General features: G+C 49.1%; 16 protein-coding genes. 13 read left to right on the top strand and 3 right to left on the bottom strand.

The annotated features are described in order from the left end of the window. The first annotated feature begins 1 nt into the window (after window position 1). The 8 genes from lpxD to QBE54_RS08695 all read left to right on the top strand — a co-directional run bounded on the left by lpxD (window position 2) and on the right by QBE54_RS08695 (window position 8485). The gene (gene lpxD, locus QBE54_RS08730) at window positions 2-1018 is read left to right on the top strand and encodes a UDP-3-O-(3-hydroxymyristoyl)glucosamine N-acyltransferase (RefSeq protein WP_369017809.1); all 1017 of its coding nucleotides are present in this window, start codon (window positions 2-4) and stop codon (window positions 1016-1018) included. Next, window positions 1015-1881: a UDP-3-O-acyl-N-acetylglucosamine deacetylase gene (locus tag QBE54_RS08725; protein ID WP_369017808.1), complete on the top strand. Its 867-nt coding sequence runs from the start codon at window positions 1015-1017 to the stop codon at window positions 1879-1881. The genes lpxD and QBE54_RS08725 overlap by 4 nt, the downstream gene beginning before the upstream one ends. Beyond that, the gene (gene lpxA / locus QBE54_RS08720; protein WP_369017807.1) at window positions 1853-2656 is read left to right on the top strand and encodes an acyl-ACP--UDP-N-acetylglucosamine O-acyltransferase; all 804 of its coding nucleotides are present in this window, start codon (window positions 1853-1855) and stop codon (window positions 2654-2656) included. Before QBE54_RS08725 ends, lpxA begins: the two co-directional genes overlap by 29 nt. Then, window positions 2646-3464 carry an LpxI family protein gene (locus tag QBE54_RS08715; RefSeq protein ID WP_369017806.1) on the top strand — a complete coding sequence of 273 codons (819 nt, stop codon included), beginning with the start codon at window positions 2646-2648 and terminating at the stop codon, window positions 3462-3464. The genes lpxA and QBE54_RS08715 overlap by 11 nt, the downstream gene beginning before the upstream one ends. Further along, complete coding sequence (gene lpxB / locus QBE54_RS08710) at window positions 3445-4572, top strand: lipid-A-disaccharide synthase (RefSeq protein ID WP_369017805.1); 1128 nt, start codon at window positions 3445-3447, stop codon at window positions 4570-4572. The genes QBE54_RS08715 and lpxB overlap by 20 nt, the downstream gene beginning before the upstream one ends. Window positions 4573-4588: 16 nt before the next feature. Beyond that, window positions 4589-5692, top strand: coding sequence for a hypothetical protein (locus tag QBE54_RS08705; protein WP_369017804.1), 1104 nt, complete (start codon window positions 4589-4591; stop codon window positions 5690-5692). An 82-nt stretch (window positions 5693-5774) separates the two neighbouring features. After that, window positions 5775-7436 carry an ABC transporter ATP-binding protein gene (locus tag QBE54_RS08700; RefSeq protein WP_369017803.1) on the top strand — a complete coding sequence of 554 codons (1662 nt, stop codon included), beginning with the start codon at window positions 5775-5777 and terminating at the stop codon, window positions 7434-7436. After that, a complete protein-coding gene (locus tag QBE54_RS08695) occupies window positions 7418-8485 on the top strand; it encodes a D-alanine--D-alanine ligase (RefSeq protein WP_369017802.1) in 1068 nt (355 codons plus the stop codon). The genes QBE54_RS08700 and QBE54_RS08695 overlap by 19 nt, the downstream gene beginning before the upstream one ends. Here QBE54_RS08695 and QBE54_RS08690 read toward each other — a convergent pair. Further along, window positions 8413-8955: a DUF4416 family protein gene (locus QBE54_RS08690; RefSeq protein ID WP_369017801.1), complete on the bottom strand. Its 543-nt coding sequence runs from the start codon at window positions 8953-8955 to the stop codon at window positions 8413-8415. The two genes, QBE54_RS08695 and QBE54_RS08690, sit on opposite strands and share 73 nt — an antisense overlap. Window positions 8956-9131: 176 nt before the next feature. Between QBE54_RS08690 and QBE54_RS08685 the strand changes: the two genes are divergently transcribed. From QBE54_RS08685 to QBE54_RS08670, 4 genes are read left to right on the top strand one after another with little or no spacing between them, the layout of a single operon-like run. Further along, window positions 9132-9653, top strand: a complete 522-nt coding sequence (locus QBE54_RS08685) for a ferritin family protein (protein ID WP_369017800.1) — start codon at window positions 9132-9134, stop codon at window positions 9651-9653. After that, window positions 9654-10631, top strand: a complete 978-nt coding sequence (locus QBE54_RS08680) for a DJ-1/PfpI/YhbO family deglycase/protease (RefSeq protein ID WP_369017799.1) — start codon at window positions 9654-9656, stop codon at window positions 10629-10631. It abuts the gene before it with no gap. A 1-nt stretch (window position 10632) separates the two neighbouring features. After that, window positions 10633-11280: a thioredoxin family protein gene (locus tag QBE54_RS08675; protein WP_369017798.1), complete on the top strand. Its 648-nt coding sequence runs from the start codon at window positions 10633-10635 to the stop codon at window positions 11278-11280. 13 nt (window positions 11281-11293) lie between these two features. Next, entirely contained in the window at window positions 11294-12340 is a 1047-nt protein-coding gene (locus QBE54_RS08670) for an NAD(P)-dependent alcohol dehydrogenase (RefSeq protein WP_369017797.1), read from the top strand. Window positions 12341-12372: 32 nt separating this feature from the next. Here QBE54_RS08670 and QBE54_RS08665 read toward each other — a convergent pair whose 3' ends face one another. Beyond that, window positions 12373-12789 carry an ACT domain-containing protein gene (locus QBE54_RS08665; protein WP_369017796.1) on the bottom strand — a complete coding sequence of 139 codons (417 nt, stop codon included), beginning with the start codon at window positions 12787-12789 and terminating at the stop codon, window positions 12373-12375. Then, window positions 12786-14078: a phenylacetate--CoA ligase family protein gene (locus QBE54_RS08660; protein WP_369019425.1), complete on the bottom strand. Its 1293-nt coding sequence runs from the start codon at window positions 14076-14078 to the stop codon at window positions 12786-12788. Before QBE54_RS08660 ends, QBE54_RS08665 begins: the two co-directional genes overlap by 4 nt. Window positions 14079-14193: 115 nt before the next feature. Between QBE54_RS08660 and ilvE the strand changes: the two genes are divergently transcribed. Beyond that, window positions 14194-15105, top strand: coding sequence for a branched-chain-amino-acid transaminase (gene ilvE / locus QBE54_RS08655; protein WP_369017795.1), 912 nt, complete (start codon window positions 14194-14196; stop codon window positions 15103-15105). Window positions 15106-15113 lie beyond the last annotated feature (8 nt).

Raw genomic sequence — 15113 nt, 5'->3', positions numbered from 1 at the left:
CTTGAAGTTAAAAGAGGTTGCTACGCTTTTAGGCGGGGTCACCGTAGTCGGTGACCCCGATTTTGAGATTACGGGTCTTAACACTCCCGCTCAAGCAGAACCGGGGGAGCTGGTTTTTCTGTTTCGGGAAGAATTTCTGGAGGAAGTACGCTCTTCCCGTTCTCGGGTTCTGGTTGTGGAAGAAAAGTTTGTTGCTGAGTTTCCCGATAGAAATCTCCTGGTGGTTGCCCATCCTCGCTTAGCTTTTGCGAAGATTGCCCCTTTGTTTTCTCGAACGGAAGAAAGAGAAGGTGTGCACCCCAGTGCTTTTGTGCATCCTGAAGCTTCTCTTGGTGAAGGAGTCTGGGTTGGGCCCTTTGCAGTGATTGAAAAGGGAGCCCAGGTTGGGGCGCAAACCAAAATTTTTCCTCGGGTTTACATTGGAGAGCGAGTCCGTATCGGTTCGGGTTGTCTCATCTACCCAGGTGTGGTCATCGGAGCAGATTGTGAAATTGGTAACCGGGTTATTCTGCACCCCGGTGTGGTTATCGGTGGAGATGGGTTTGGCTATGAATGGGATGGGGAAAAGCACCTGAAAATACCACACTTGGGCCGGGTGGTTATCGAAGATGAGGTGGAAATTGGCTCCAATTCAACTGTAGACCGGGCTACGCTGGGAGAAACGAGAATTGGTCGGGGGACCAAGATAGATAACTTGGTTATGATAGCTCACAATGTCCGAATTGGTGAACAAGTGCTGATTGCTGCTCAATCTGGTATTGCAGGAAGTTCGGTGGTTGAAGATTTGGCTGTTCTGGGTGGGCAAAGTGGAGTGGTTGACCATACCCGGGTGCGCAGAGCTACCCGGGTAGCGGCGAGAGGGGGAGTGGTGTCTGAGGTTGGTCCTGACGCGGTGGTTTCTGGTTTTCCTGCTCAGGAGCATCACCGGGAGATGCGCCAGCAGGCACTGATACGAAAACTGCCCGAGCTTTTCCAGCGCATCAGGAAACTGGAGAAGGCTGTTTTCCGCAAGCAATGAATGAAGCCTGGCACTTCCAGAGGACCATTGCTCAACCTTTCGAAGTACAGGGTAAGGGACTGCACAGTGGGGAGGAAACCAGAGTTAAAGTATTTCCTGGTAAAGTGAGCCAGGGTATTGTTTTCAGAGTTTATTCTTCCTGTGGGGAAACTGTCATTCCCGCTTCTTTGCAGTGGCTTTCTCCTTTTCCCCGTTCCACTTCCCTGATGAGAGAAGGTGTAGAACTCAAGACGGTGGAGCATTTCCTGGCTGCCTGTTACCTTATGGGTATTGACAATCTGGAGGTTCTGGTTTGGGGAAACGAATTGCCTGCAGGAGATACCAGCTCTCGTATCTGGGTTGAAAAGTTTGGTCGAGCAGGTATTATTGTTCAGGACGCTCGCTCTCCGTTTTTTGAGATTCGCCGTTTTCTGCAGGTTGGGGATGGCCAGAACTACATTCTGGCTTTTCCTGCTCAAAAAATGCAAGTTTTCTATTTTCTGGATGCTGTGGAGCATTCTCGTTTTGCTCAATTCGTGACCTTCAGTGAGGAAGATCCTTTTCTGGAACTGGCCGCTTCACGCACTTTTGCTTTTCATTTTGAGTTGCCTTACCTTAAAGCAAGCGGTTTGGGAAAGGGAGCCCAAGACTGGGCGATAATTTTCGATGCCCAGGGTTGTCCTTCGCTGCCGCTTCGTTCCCCCGGAGAGCCTGCCCTGCATAAGGTCCTGGATTTTCTGGGTGACCTATTTCTGCTTCAGGTGCGGATTCGGGGTTGCTTTTTTGCAGTACGCTCGGGTCACAGCCTAAATCGTGAAATGGCGAAATTGCTTAGTGAGGAGATGGCTGCAAACAGTGAATATTCATCCTACTGCCTGCATTGAAAAGGGAGCTCTTCTGGATACCGGTGTGGAAGTGGGTCCTTACTCGATTATTGGTGGAGGAGTGCGGATTGGTGAGGGGACCAAAATTGGTGCTTTTTCGGTTATTGAGGGCAGAGTAAGTATTGGAAAAAACTGCACCATAGGTCACCATGTGGTTCTGGGTGCTCCACCCCAGGACGTTGCTTATCGGGGCGAGGATAGCGAAGTAGTGATTGGTGATAATACCGTTTTGAGGGAGTTTGTTACCATACACCGGGCCACCGGTGAGGGGAAGTCAACGCGGGTGGGCAATAACTGCTTCATAATGGCTTACTGCCATATCGCTCACAATTGCGAAATCGGGGATGAGGTAACCATGGCTAATGGAGCAGCCCTGGCTGGCTATGTGACCGTCGGTCCTCAGGCAGTGCTCAGTGGGTATGTGGGAGTGCACCAATTTGTGCGTATTGGGAGGCTGGCTATGGTGGGAGGGCTTTCCAAAGTAGTCATGGATGTTCCGCCCTTTTTGCTCGTTGATGGACACCCGGCTCAAATATTCGGCTTAAACGTGGTGGGCTTGCGCCGCAGAGGCTTCTCTGCCAAAGAGCGAGAATTGATCAAAAGGATTTATCGAATTCTTTATCACTCTTCACTCCCGCTTGGTAAAGCCCTGGAGATGGTGAGAGAAGAATTTTCTCAAGAGGTAGCTCGGGAAATCGTTGCCTTTTTTGAAGAGAGCAAAAGGGGCGTTTTGCGCTGGAGAGAGAACCGGGGGTTGAAAGAAAGTGCTGAGTGAGGGACTGCTTTTGATCGCTGGAGAAGGACTGGTTCCTGAGCTGGTGTATCAGGAAGCTCAAAAAAGCTTTGCCCGGGTGAAAGTATACGGTTACTCTTTTTTACATTATAGGCCTTCGCTGATTCTCGATTTTGTAGACCAGCGTTTTTCCCTACAGAACATCCTGGACTATCTGAATGACAATTCTCTCCACTGTTTGTGTTTTGCCGGCAAAGTTCCTCGGGGGTTTTTATTTTGCGAAGAGTTTATTGCTGATGACCTGAAACTTTTTTTGTCCCGCTTGACTGCAAAGGCTGACCGGCAAATTCTGGAAGCAGTATTTACCTTCTTTAGAGAGAGAAACCATCATTTGCTCTCGCCGGTTGATTTTCTATCCAGCAGCCTGACGCCACCGGGTCCGCTCACCGTTAAAAAGCCCACCCCCCAGCATTGGGTAGACATCAAAAAGGGTGTGAAGATTGCTTCTTTTCTTGCTGATTGGGAAGTGGGACAAACTGTGGTGCTTAAAGAAGGTGCAGTGCTTGCCGTTGAGGCAGCAGAAGGCACCACTGAGACTATCCGGAGAGGTGTATCTTTTGGAAAAGGTGAAGTGGTGGTGGTGAAGATGGCGCGCAGTAGACAGGATTTCTTTGTGGATGTGCCGGCGATTGGTGAAGAGACTGTCCGTGCTCTTGGCAAACAGGGTGGTGTCATTGCCCTTGAAGCTCGTAAAACGCTGATTGTCAATTTTCCTGAAGTGGTTCACCTTGCCAACCTGCTGGGTGTAAGTATTGTAGGCATTTCAAAAGATGAAAGCTTTTCCTTCTAATGCAACAGTTTTTGTGTCTACCGGAGAAGTTTCTGGGGACCGTTATGCATCCCTGGTAATTGAGTCCCTGCACAAAATCTATCCTGAACTTTCGGTGGTTGCTCTGGGGGGAGAGGCTCTTCGGGCAGCCGGTGCCTTGCTGCTCGGTGATACACAGTGCATGGCCACAGTAGGCATTTGGGAAGCGCTGCGTTCTCTGAGTGGCTGGTGGTCTCTTTTCAGAAAAACTACCCGCTATCTTCTTTCTGCACGTCCTCGCTGTGTGCTTCTGGTGGATAACCCGGGGTTTAACCTGCGATTGGCCCGTTTTTGTTATACTCAGGGTTTGCCGGTGGTTTACTTTGTTCCTCCCCAGGTCTGGGTGTGGGGGCAAGGTAGAGCAAAAAAACTTTCTCGCTGGGCAAGCTCCATATGCACCATATTTCCCTGGGAGGAAGCGTATTTTGACCCTAAGAAAGCCTTATGGGTGGGACATCCGGTAGCTTGGTTCGTAGAGCAGTTTGAGAAAAAACAAGAGAGTCAGGAAAAAAGAGACAGGAAAACGGTGCTTTTACTTCCGGGAAGCAGGACAGGTGAAGTTGAAGCCTATCTCGAGCGAGTGTTCCCTGCTTTGCAGGTCCTCACCGAAAAATACCCTTATTTGGTTTGGAAACTGGTCACCGCTTCTTCGGAAATACAAAGTGTGGTGGATGAAAAATTGCAAAGCTTGCCGGTGACCCTGGTTGCACACCAGGAGCTTTACCATGTTGCCCAGGAAGCCCTTTTTTCCATTTCCTGCTCTGGCACGATAACCTTGGAGATGGCCCTTCTCGGTGTTCCGCAGATTATCGTTTACAGGGTTTCTGGGTTGACCTACCGGCTGGCGAAGCTATTGGTTAAAAGCAGCTGGGTGGGGCTTCCTAACATCCTTGCTCAAGAAGAAATCTTCCCGGAGCTCATTCAGGATGATTTCGGGCCGGAACGATTAATTCAAGAAGTAGAAAAGTTTCTGAATGAAGGCAAAAAGAGAGAGGAACAGGCAAAGCTCTGGAGCAGGAAACTACGGGAACAACTCTGTCGGGGCAATCCTTTTGAAAACGTGGCCCAGGTGGTGAAAAGATATTTGTGAGCCATCTCTGCTCCTGGTGACTGTCAATGGTCCTGGCGAGGTCTGCTACAGTCTGCGCCCATTTCTGGAAGCGCTCCAGACAATGACCCGGGAAGTGCGAGTCTGGGTGTTCATTCCCCCTTGCCAGTTTGCGAGTGGTTGGGAAGAGAAAATCACCCGAGATTTACCACTTGTTGAAAAAGTTATAGATTCCCGGCATATTTTCAGGTTTCTGTTTTTGGAACGGGTTACTTTTCCGACTTCGGGACTGGTACTTTTTATGGGTGGAGACCTTTTTTACGCCTATCGACTGAAGCGAAAAAGTGGATACTCGCTCTGGGCTTACGGTGTTCCTCCCCGCGAAATCAAAAAGGTGGACCTTTTTCTGGTACGCTTTGAAAAGGATTTCGAGCATTATCCTCCCAACAAACGTTTTCTGCTCGGTGACCTTTTGCAGTCTTTGTGTTTGGCTCCCTTCGAGAATGCTCAAAAGTTTTTTGAATTGGGGAGGCCCCGTTTTTTGTTTCTTCCTGGCAGTCGCCCGCTTCTTTATCCCTATATCCTGCCTTTTTATTCTGAAATAGCTTCTCTCTTACATAGAGAGTTCTATCCCCAGGCCTCTTTTGTGCTGGGGTTTCCAGAATTTCTGGAACCAGAGAGCTTATCTGCTCTTTCCATCCGGGTTCCTCCTTTGCTCAAGCCGGTTTGGGGGCATACTTCCTCTCTGATTGAAGGGAGTGATTTGGCGATCATGGTTCCTGGATCGGTGAACCTGGAGGTGGCCTATCGGGGGAAAAAGGGAGTGGTGGTACTGCCGCTTTGGCAAGGCATGGAGAAAGTTCCCCTTCAGGGTCTCTGGGGACTGCTGGATGTTTTGCCGTTTTGGAGTAAAATAGTAAAGCCCAGGTTAGTTGAAAGATTGAATCGAAAAATCAGATGGGTTTCTCTTCCCAATCGGGTTTTTGATGCCCAGATTTTCCCCGAATGCAGAGGGCGAATCACTGCCCGGGAAGTGGTAATAAAGGTGAAGGAGGAACTTGAAAGAAAAGGAATTTTAGGACTTCCTCCAATAGAGAAGAGGGTTACCTGGAATGCAGCGGAGCTGCTGGCTGAAAAAGTCTGCGCATTTCTTAAAAAGTAAAAATGTTTTCAGAAAGAGCAGCCTCGGACGTTTACTAAGGTATTTGCGACCTTACTGGAAGTTTGTTCTGGGTGCTATTTTGATGGCCATTGTTGGGGCCAGCTTTAGCATAGTTCTCCCCTGGTTGGTAAAGGATATCATTGATAAGGTGCTTCTGGAGCGCAACATTCGCCTTTTGATGCTCATTTCTTTTGGAGTGGTGATCATCTTTTTTGTGAAAGGTGTTGCATCTTATGTGCAGAACTATTGGATTTCCATCGCTGGTTTCAGAACCATCACCCGTTTGCGTTCTGAGCTTTATGCGCACTTGCACAATCTTTCTGCCTCCTTTTTCCATGAAAATCCAACTGGTGAAGTTATTTCCCGCATGACCAATGATATATCCATTCTTCAGAACTTTTTTGCCAATGTGTTTTTGAACATTTTTATGGATATCATGATTTTCTTGGGTTCCATGGTTTTTCTGTTTTTCATCCACTGGAAACTGGCCCTTTTTTCGGTTGCTGTTTTCCCTTTGGTGGGGCTGTGTATAGATTATCTGGGCAGAAAGATTCGTGGAGCTTCGCACCTGCTTCAAAAGAAAACAGCGACCCTGACTTCGCTCATCGAGCGGGCGGTTACTGGAATGAAAATTATTCAATCTTACGTAAGTTCCCCCTATGAGGTGCAGCGTTTTGAAGCTGAAAATGAAGTCAACTTCAGATTGGCCATGAAGCAGGCCCGCGCCAAGGCCTTGCTTACGCCACTTGTGGAGCTGGTTGCTTCCTGTGCTCTCACTGCGGTGATCTGGTTTGGGGGGAGAGAAGTGATCCAGGGGAACCTGACACCGGGTGGTCTGGTTGCTTTTCTTGGCTACCTGGTTACTGCTGCGTCACCTCTTTCCAGCTTCAGCAGGGGTTTTCAGATTCTCCAGCAAAGCCTGGCTTCAGCAGAGCGTATTTTCGAATTTCTGGATATTCCTCCCCAGGTAAAAGATGAAGAAGGAAGTATCGAGAAAAAGGAAGTGACCCGTGGATTGCGAATTCGGGACGTGTCCTTCTCCTATCAAGGTGAAAAGGTGCTTAAGAACTTTAACCTGGAAGTCAAAGTTGGTGAAAAAGTGGGCATTGTAGGTCCCAGTGGAGCCGGAAAGAGCACCTTAATCAACCTGCTTCTCCGCTTTTACGACCCAGATTCAGGGAACATCGAGATAGACGGGATTGATATCCGCAAAATCAAGCTTTCTTCACTACGCAATCTGATAGGGGTAGTGCTTCAGGATGCTCTGGTTTTGGGGGGAACAGTCTGGGAGAACATCCTGTACGGGAAGCTCGATGCCCAACCTGCGGAAATTTTTGAGGCTTCAAAAAAAGCACGGGCTCATGATTTTGTGATGGCCCTTGAGAAGGGTTACGATACCAACGTTGGAGATGCCGGATGTCGCCTTTCCGGAGGTCAGAAGCAGCGCATTGCCATTGCCCGGGCTTTTTTAAAAGACCCGCCCATTCTGGTCTTTGATGAGGCAACTTCCAACCTGGATCCGGAATCAGAGCGTTACATCCGCGAAGCAATCTCCGAAATTGACCGCAGCAAAATTGTCATCGTGGTGGCACACTCGCCGGCTATGGTCAAAGACTTAGACAGGATAGTTTTGCTCTGGGATGGAACGGTTCGAGCTGAGGGTTCTCACGAAGAGCTTCTTTCTTCCTGTGAAGAATATCGCCGTCTTTTTGGAGGAGTAAGGGAATGGCAAAAATCCGTTTAGCCGTATTAATGGGTGGCCTGGGCGAGGAACACGAGGTTAGTCTGAGTTCAGGAAGAGGCGTCGTTCAGCATGCTGACTACCGAAAATATCTGGTTCGTCCAGTGATTATCGACCGGGAGGGCCAATGGAGGATTGCCACTACCTTTCTGACCGCACCCATGGCCTTGGAGGAGCTGCATTTTAAGGACTATCAGATTGGCGAGGCCATAGAAGTGCTTCGCAGAGAAGTAGACCTTGTGTTCATAGTTTTGCATGGTAGGTTTGGTGAAGATGGCACTATTCAAGGTTTGCTGGAGATAGCGGGAATTGCTTATGTGGGTTCAGGAGTTACTGCCAGCGCTCTGGGGATGCACAAGGCTTTTTTCAGGGCCGTTGCCGAGCATACAGGTATTCTGGTGCCCCCGGGTGTGGTGGTGAGAAGAAGAGAGTGGGAAGAGAGGCCAGAGGAGGTTCTGGCTCGGGTTCGGTCTTTGGACTCTTTTGTGGTGAAGCCAGCTGCTCAGGGTTCAAGCATTGGCGTTTTTATGGTCGAAAATTACCAGAAACTCAGGGAAGCCATCGATGAAGCCTTGAAGCTGGATGGGGAAATTATCGTGGAAAAAAGAATTAAAGGGAAAGAAGTAACCTGTGGCGTGCTGGGTGGTGGAGGGAAAGAAATCTTGCCTTTACCTCCTACCCTCATTGTGCCTCGCGATGCCGAGTTTTTTGACTATTTTTCCAAGTACACGCCCGGAGCTACGCTGGAAATCACCCCTGCCCCTCTTCCCGAAAATGTGATACAGCGCTTGCAGGAGATTGCTTTGCTTACTCATAAGACCCTGGGTTGTCGGGGCATGTCAAGGTCTGACTTCATATACGATGAAGAAGAAGGCCAGATCTATCTTCTTGAAATCAACACCATACCCGGTCTTACTCCTACCAGCCTTATTCCTCAGGCCTGTCGGGCTATCGGTATGAGTTTTAAGGATTTGATTGATTACCTGGTTGAAGATTCTCTTTCTGCCAGTGATTTACGGTATAACTCGCGAATTTTTAACAGAATCGGCTGATAGGCTTCGCTTGCATAATCCGGGTAGGTGTACTCAAAGGGGCGAAAAGCTCCCTTCTCCCACTTGATGGTGGCTTCTGCATAGATTCCTTTTCCAATGTATACCCGGTGGGAAAAATTTTTGGTGGTGGCTAGAACGATTTTTCCTCCGTCAAAGTATCCCGGATCCAGATTGATTCTCCGCTCTTTTTCCCCATCCCCAGTCTGGGCTTCTATCTGGTTGGTGGTGATTTTGATATCGGCTAACTGTCCCGGGTCTATGAGAGGTTCAAAAACCAGAAAAACCCGGGTTAATTTTTCTCCGATAGAGCGGTAATAATCGGTGTGGGTGAAGGGAAGGTGAGGGCTTTCCCATTCTATTTCTCCAAAATGTTCCCGAAGCGCCGGCTTTACGCTTTCCAGAATTTCCCGTTCCGGATAAAGGATAGCGATAAAAAGTTTCACTGGTTTGGGTGTGCGAATTACTCCCATAGCAACCCCCTGCTTAGCGTAGTTTTTATCAATATCTATAATTCTATATTATGTTTGCGATGGGAAGAACTTGTTTCGGTTAGTTTGTTTTTGGCTACTGACTTCAGCTGGTGCAGGTTGTGGTCTGAAAGGCAGTTTTTTCCGTATAGTGACTTGCCAGCGCCAAAAGTGCTAAAATGGAAAAAAGCTTTGGAGAGGGTGAAGGAGCTATGGTAATGCGCTTTTCTCCTCAGGAGATTCTCACCATGGCGGTAGAACTTGAGAAAAAAGGCATGGCTTTTTATGAAGAATTACTTCAAAGAGCGACCAGCTCTTCTGCTAAGGAAGCTTTTTCTCTTTTGAGGGATGAGGAGGAGAAGCATTTGGAATTTTTTTCTTCCCTGCTGAACGAAATAGACGACCAGGCGGAATTCATCGATACCATGGAAGAGGTGGAAAGTTATTTGAGGGCCATCGTTGAAGATGGGGTGTTGGGAAAAGTGTTGCGAGGAGTGGGGGTGCCTTCTCCTCAGGCTGACCTTATCGAAGCCATTAATTTTGGCATTGAGGTGGAAAAAGAGAGTATTCTCTTTTATCAAGGTTTTGCTGATTTTGTTCCCCAGGCAAAAATGGAGTGGCTGCAAAAGGTGATTGACGAAGAACGCAGACACTTTGTTTACCTCAGTGGCCTTAAGAAGGAGTGGGGAGGTGGGTCCTGATTGGCCTCCAAACGGATTGCCTTGCTGGTTGAAAATTTATATCAGGAACTGGATGTCTGGTACACTTTGCTTCGTCTCCGTGAAGAAGGGATGGAAGTAGAGACCATTGGTACCGGCACACAGGGGGATTACCTGGGAAGGCATAATTTTGCAGTGCGGGTTGAAAAACTCGCTTCTTCAGTTGATGCCAGCAAGTTTGATGGCGTGGTAGTTCCCGGTGGTTTCGCCCCTGCCTATTTGCGCCGTTATCCGGCAGTGGTCAACTTAGTCAGAGAGTGCTATCAGCAGGGAAAGCTGGTTGCCGCTCTGCATCATGGCCCCTGGGTGCTTATTTCTGCTGGGGTGGTGCGGGGTAAAAGAGTCACCGGGGCGGTTTCCGTAAGAGATGACGTTGAGAATGCCGGTGGAGAGTTTGTGGATCTTCCGGTGGTAGTTGACGGTAACGTTATAACAGCGAGAAGCTCTCAAGAATTGCCGGCTTTCATGCAGGAAGTGCTCGGATTTTTATGGAGGCAGAAGCCAAGGCTTAACGAGGCATTCCCCGACGGCCTTCTTTATGACGCACTGGGTAACCTGGTTGCGCTTTCGGACTTCATCAGACGCACCCCGGCGGTCATCCTCTTTGTGGATTCGGTTTTTAGCCCTCTGTTCGGTGAGTTCCTTCCCGAATATCAGGAGTTGAGTAAAAGCATAAGGGAGCGAGGCGGGCTTTTCCTGGTGGTAAGCGGCGATCCGTTCCCTGCACTGCGTGGCTTTCTCACCCAGGTGAAAACTGATTGTCAGGTATTTGGTGACCCTCTGCTCCGGCTGGGGCGTAGCTTTGGAGTGTTAGACGGAATGGGGCTTCTGGAATGGAATGTTTTTATCATCGACCGTAATGGCGCCATTCGCTATGCAGAACGCTGTCTGGATGGTGAGCTAAAAGACCTTCCGGGCTTTGAGCGCCAGTTGGAAATTCTTTTACAAAGGGGGGAATAAGATGGCTTTTTTGCAGGACAAGGATAAGGAGACTCTCATCAAATTTTTGCAGGAGAACTTGGAAGGGAAAGTTACTCTGAAGTTCTTCACGCAGGAGCTCGAATGTGAGACCTGCCAGGCTACCCGAGCTTTACTCCAGGAAGTAGTTGCACTTTCGCCACTGCTTGAACTTGAAATTTACAACTTTATTCTTGATAAAGAAAAGGTTAAGGAGTATGGCATTGACAAGATACCGGCCATTGTGGTGGAAGGGGAAAAGGACTATGGCGTCCGTTTCTACGGAATACCTTCGGGTTATGAGTTTTCTGGATTTATAGAGACCTTATTCTGGGTTTCCCGGGGTAGCGTAGATTTGCTTCCCGAAACCCAGGAAGCACTACGCAACCTCCCTGAGGCGGTTTCCATCCAGGTTTTCGTGACTCTTACCTGTCCCTATTGCGCTCAAGCCGTAGTTCTTGCTCATAAGATGGCCATTGCCAGTGAAAAGGTTAGTTCAGCCATGGTTGAGGTAGCTGAGTTTCCCCATCTTGCTCACCGCTATGCGGTGCGTGCGGTTCCCAAAGTGGTGATTAACGAAAAGGTTTCTTTTGAGGGGGCCTATCCCGAAGAAGAATTTTTGCGGAAAGTTATAGAAGCGTCGGCAAAGTAAGGAGGCATGTATCATGCAAAACACTATGAAGGTTGCAGTTATGCGGGACATTGGAAAAATCGAGATTGAGGAAAGGCCAGTCCCGGTACCTCTTGAGGAAGAAGTGTTGATACGCATAAAAAGCGTGGGAGTGTGTGGTTCCGACGTCCACTATTTTACAGAGGGTAGAATAGGGGATTACGTGGTAAAGCCGCCTTTTGTACTGGGGCATGAGTGCTCAGGCGAGGTAGTTGAAGTGGGCTCCAAGGTGAAGACTCTGCGCCCGGGTGACAGAGTCACCATGGAGCCGGGCATTCCCTGCGGAAAGTGTGAATTTTGCCGTTCGGGGCGCTATAACCTTTGCCCGGACGTGGTTTTCTGGGCCACTCCTCCCATTGATGGTACTTTCTGTGAGTATGTTACTCACCCGGCAAGTTTCACCTATCGCATAGGAGAGGGAGTCAGCTTTGAAGAAGCGGCACTGGTGGAGCCTTTGTCGGTGGGTTTCTATGCAGTGAGGCGTTCCGGTATCGAGCCTGGACAGAGTGCGCTGGTTCTTGGCAGTGGCCCCATTGGTCTGGTCACCCTTCTGGTTTTGCTTGCCCGGGGTGTGGGCAGGGTGTTTACGGTGGACATTTACGCCCTGCGCCTTGAAAAAGCTCGGGAGCTCGGTGCTGCGGAAGTTGCCAATGCCCGAGAAGTTGACGTTGTGGAGTGGGTCAAAGAGCTTACTGGTGGAAAGGGAGTGGATGTGGTTTTTGAAACTGCAGGAAGTGTGGCAACCACCCAGCAGACTACTGAAGTGGTCAAACGGGGAGGTAAAGTGGTGCTGGTGGGTCTTCCCTCTCAAAGCCGAATCGATTACGATATCATCAAAGTTATTGATAAGGAACTCGATGTGCTGGGTATTTTCAGATATGCCAATACCTATCCGGGCTGTGTGGATTTACTTAACTCTGGCAAGGTTAACCTCAAGGCCCTGATTACCCACCGTTTCTCTTTGGAGGAAACCCAGAAAGCTCTGGAGTTTGCTCACCAGAACAAAGCTGAATCGGTGAAAGTGGTGGTGAATGTAGACTGAAAAAAGCTGCTGGCGCACGCCAGCAGCTTTTTCTAAACCGGAATTTTTTCCAGGATTTCTTTTCCCTTTTTGCGAAGAATGGCTTCTGCCTGTTCAGGATTTTCAACCCGCAGCACCACGTAGGCTTTGTCTTTCTGCGGAGATACAAAGGCGTAGAGGTATTCAATGGATATTCCCTGTTCGGCAAGCAAGCCCACGATTTCACACAGCCCTCCAGGTCGGTCTTCAACCCCTACCGCGATAACCGGAGTTATGGTGGCAGTGAAGTTTTCCTGCTTGAGTTTTTCGGCTACTTCTTCAGGGTTTTCAGCAATGAATCGCAAAACTCCAAAATCGGCGGTGTCAGCGAGGGCCAGAGCTCTCAGGTTGATACCCCACTCTTTGAGCTTTTGAAGCACCTTATGGAGACTCCCGGGTTTGTTTTCCAGAAAAACCGAAATCTGTTTCATTTTGACCCCTCTTTTTTTCTCAGGTCAAGGACTCTCCTGGCTTTGCCTTCTGTTCTCTGCAAGCTTTTAGGTTCCAGAAGTTTTACTTCAGAGCTGAGGTTCAACTCGGCTTTGAGTTTTTCCTGAATAGCATTTCTTAGCTGTTCCAGCTTTTTGACCTCATCTGAAAATACCTCTGGAGAGACCTCAACGTGTATTTCCATCTTGTCCAGATAGTTTTCTCGGGTAAGCACGATCTGGTAATGGGGTTCCACACCATCGAAACTTAAGAGCACGCTCTCGATTTGGGAGGGATACACGTTTACTCCCCGGACGATGAGCATATCGTCAGTTCGGGAAGCGACCCGCTTCATGCGCACCAGGGTCCTTCCACACCGGCAGGGCTCATAATACAGGGCTGAAATGTCTCCAGTGCGATAGCGAATGACCGGTGTTCCTTCTTTGGTCAGGGTGGTGAACACCAGTTCTCCCTCGGTGCCTTCAGGAAGTGTTTCTCCAGTTTCCGGGTCGATGATTTCCGGCAGGAAGTGGTCTTCTGAAATGTGGAGCCCCTGGTGTTCTTCGCACTCAAATGCCACGCCCGGGCCGATGACCTCGCTCAATCCATAGATGTCGAAAGCCTGAATGGGGAGCTTTTTCTGGATTTCTGCCCGCATCTCTTCTGACCAGGGCTCGGCCCCGAAGATTCCCAGGCGAAAGCGGGTCTGGCTCCAGTCGATGTGGTTTTCCCGGGCCACTTCGGCAAGATACAGAGCATAAGAAGGCGTGCAGCAGAGGACCGAAATGTTGAAATCTTTGAGAATCTGAATCTGACGTAGAGTGTTGCCGGCTGAGGCTGGAACCACCGTTGCTCCCAGCTTTTCAGCTCCATAGTGAACCCCCAGACCCCCCGTAAACAGCCCATATCCAAAAGCCACCTGGATGATATCTTCTTCGGTCACACCACATCCACAGAGTGTCCTTGCCATCAGTTCTGCCCAGGTTTCAATATCTTTGCGGGTGTAGCCCACCACGGTTGCCGTTCCTGTAGTTCCGGATGAGGAATGAATGCGGACAATGTTGTGCATTGGCTCAGCTATAGCTCCGAAGGGGTAGCTTTTGCGCAAGTCGGATTTGGTGGTAAAGGGAAGGTGCTTGAGGTCTTCCAGCGTTTTTAAACGATACACGTCAACGCCGGCTTCATCGAGCTTTTTACGGTAGTAAGGAAGGTTATGGTAGGCTCTGACCAGAATCTTTTTTAAACGGTTAAGCTGTATTTTTTGGAGTTCTTCTCGGGGAAGAAGCTCCATACGCTCATCCCAAAACGTTTTTTTCACCCCCTTTTTGTTTTTTTCTATTGTAGCGATTTTTTTATCTTGTGCAATTGGGTAAAATAAAAGGAAAAACGAGGTAAGGGTGTGGCCGATGCAAGAATTGCGATGGATATGGATGAACGGTAAATTGTTGAAGTGGGAAGAAGCCAGGGTTCATGTGCTCTCTCATGCGCTTCATTATGGAACAGCCATTTTCGAGGGTATACGCTGCTACCGGACGTCAAAAGGTCCTGCAGTTTTCCGTCTTCCAGAGCATATTCAGCGTTTCTTCGATTCGGCAAAGATAATCCGTATGGCCTTGCCTTACAGCAAAAAAGAAATCGAGGAAGCGGTGCTTCAGGTAGTTCGGGAAAACCAAGTTGAGGAGTGCTATATTCGCCCCATTGCTTTCCGAGGCTACGGCAGGATGGGAGTGGACCCTACGGAGTGTCAGGTGGACTGCGTTATTGCTGCCTGGTGCTGGGGAGCGTACATGGGAGACAAAGGTCTCACCGAAGGGATACGAGCAAAGATTTCTTCCTATGTAAGGACTTATATAAACGCCGGTTCTCCTCGGGCCAAGGCGAGCGCCAATTACCTCAATTCGGCTCTGGCTAAAATGGAAGCTCGGGAACTGGGCTATGATGAGGCCATTCTGCTTGACAAAGATGGATTTGTTTCTGAGGGAAGTGGAGAAAATATTTTCTACGTTAAAAATGGTGTACTGTTCACGCCACATCCTTATTCAATTCTTCTGGGCATCACTCGCGATGCGGTGATTCAGCTGGCCAGAAACCTGGGGATGCAGGTTGAGGAAACTCTGTGCACTCGGGACGACCTGTATCTTGCTGATGAGGTGTTTTTCACCGGAACCGCAGCAGAGATTACTCCGGTGGTGGAAATCGACAACCGCCAGATTGGAGATGGAAAGCCTGGTCCGGTTACTCGCAAACTTCAGGAACACTTTTTCCGCATTGTGCGTGGTGAGGAACCCGACTATAAGCACTGGTTAACCTATGTTTGATAATCAGG

This window comes from Thermatribacter velox, assembly GCF_038396615.1.
GTDB lineage: Bacteria > Atribacterota > Atribacteria > Atribacterales > Thermatribacteraceae > Thermatribacter > Thermatribacter velox.
Note: the sequence above shows the minus strand (reverse complement) of the source record. Positions and strands in the feature narration are given on the sequence as shown.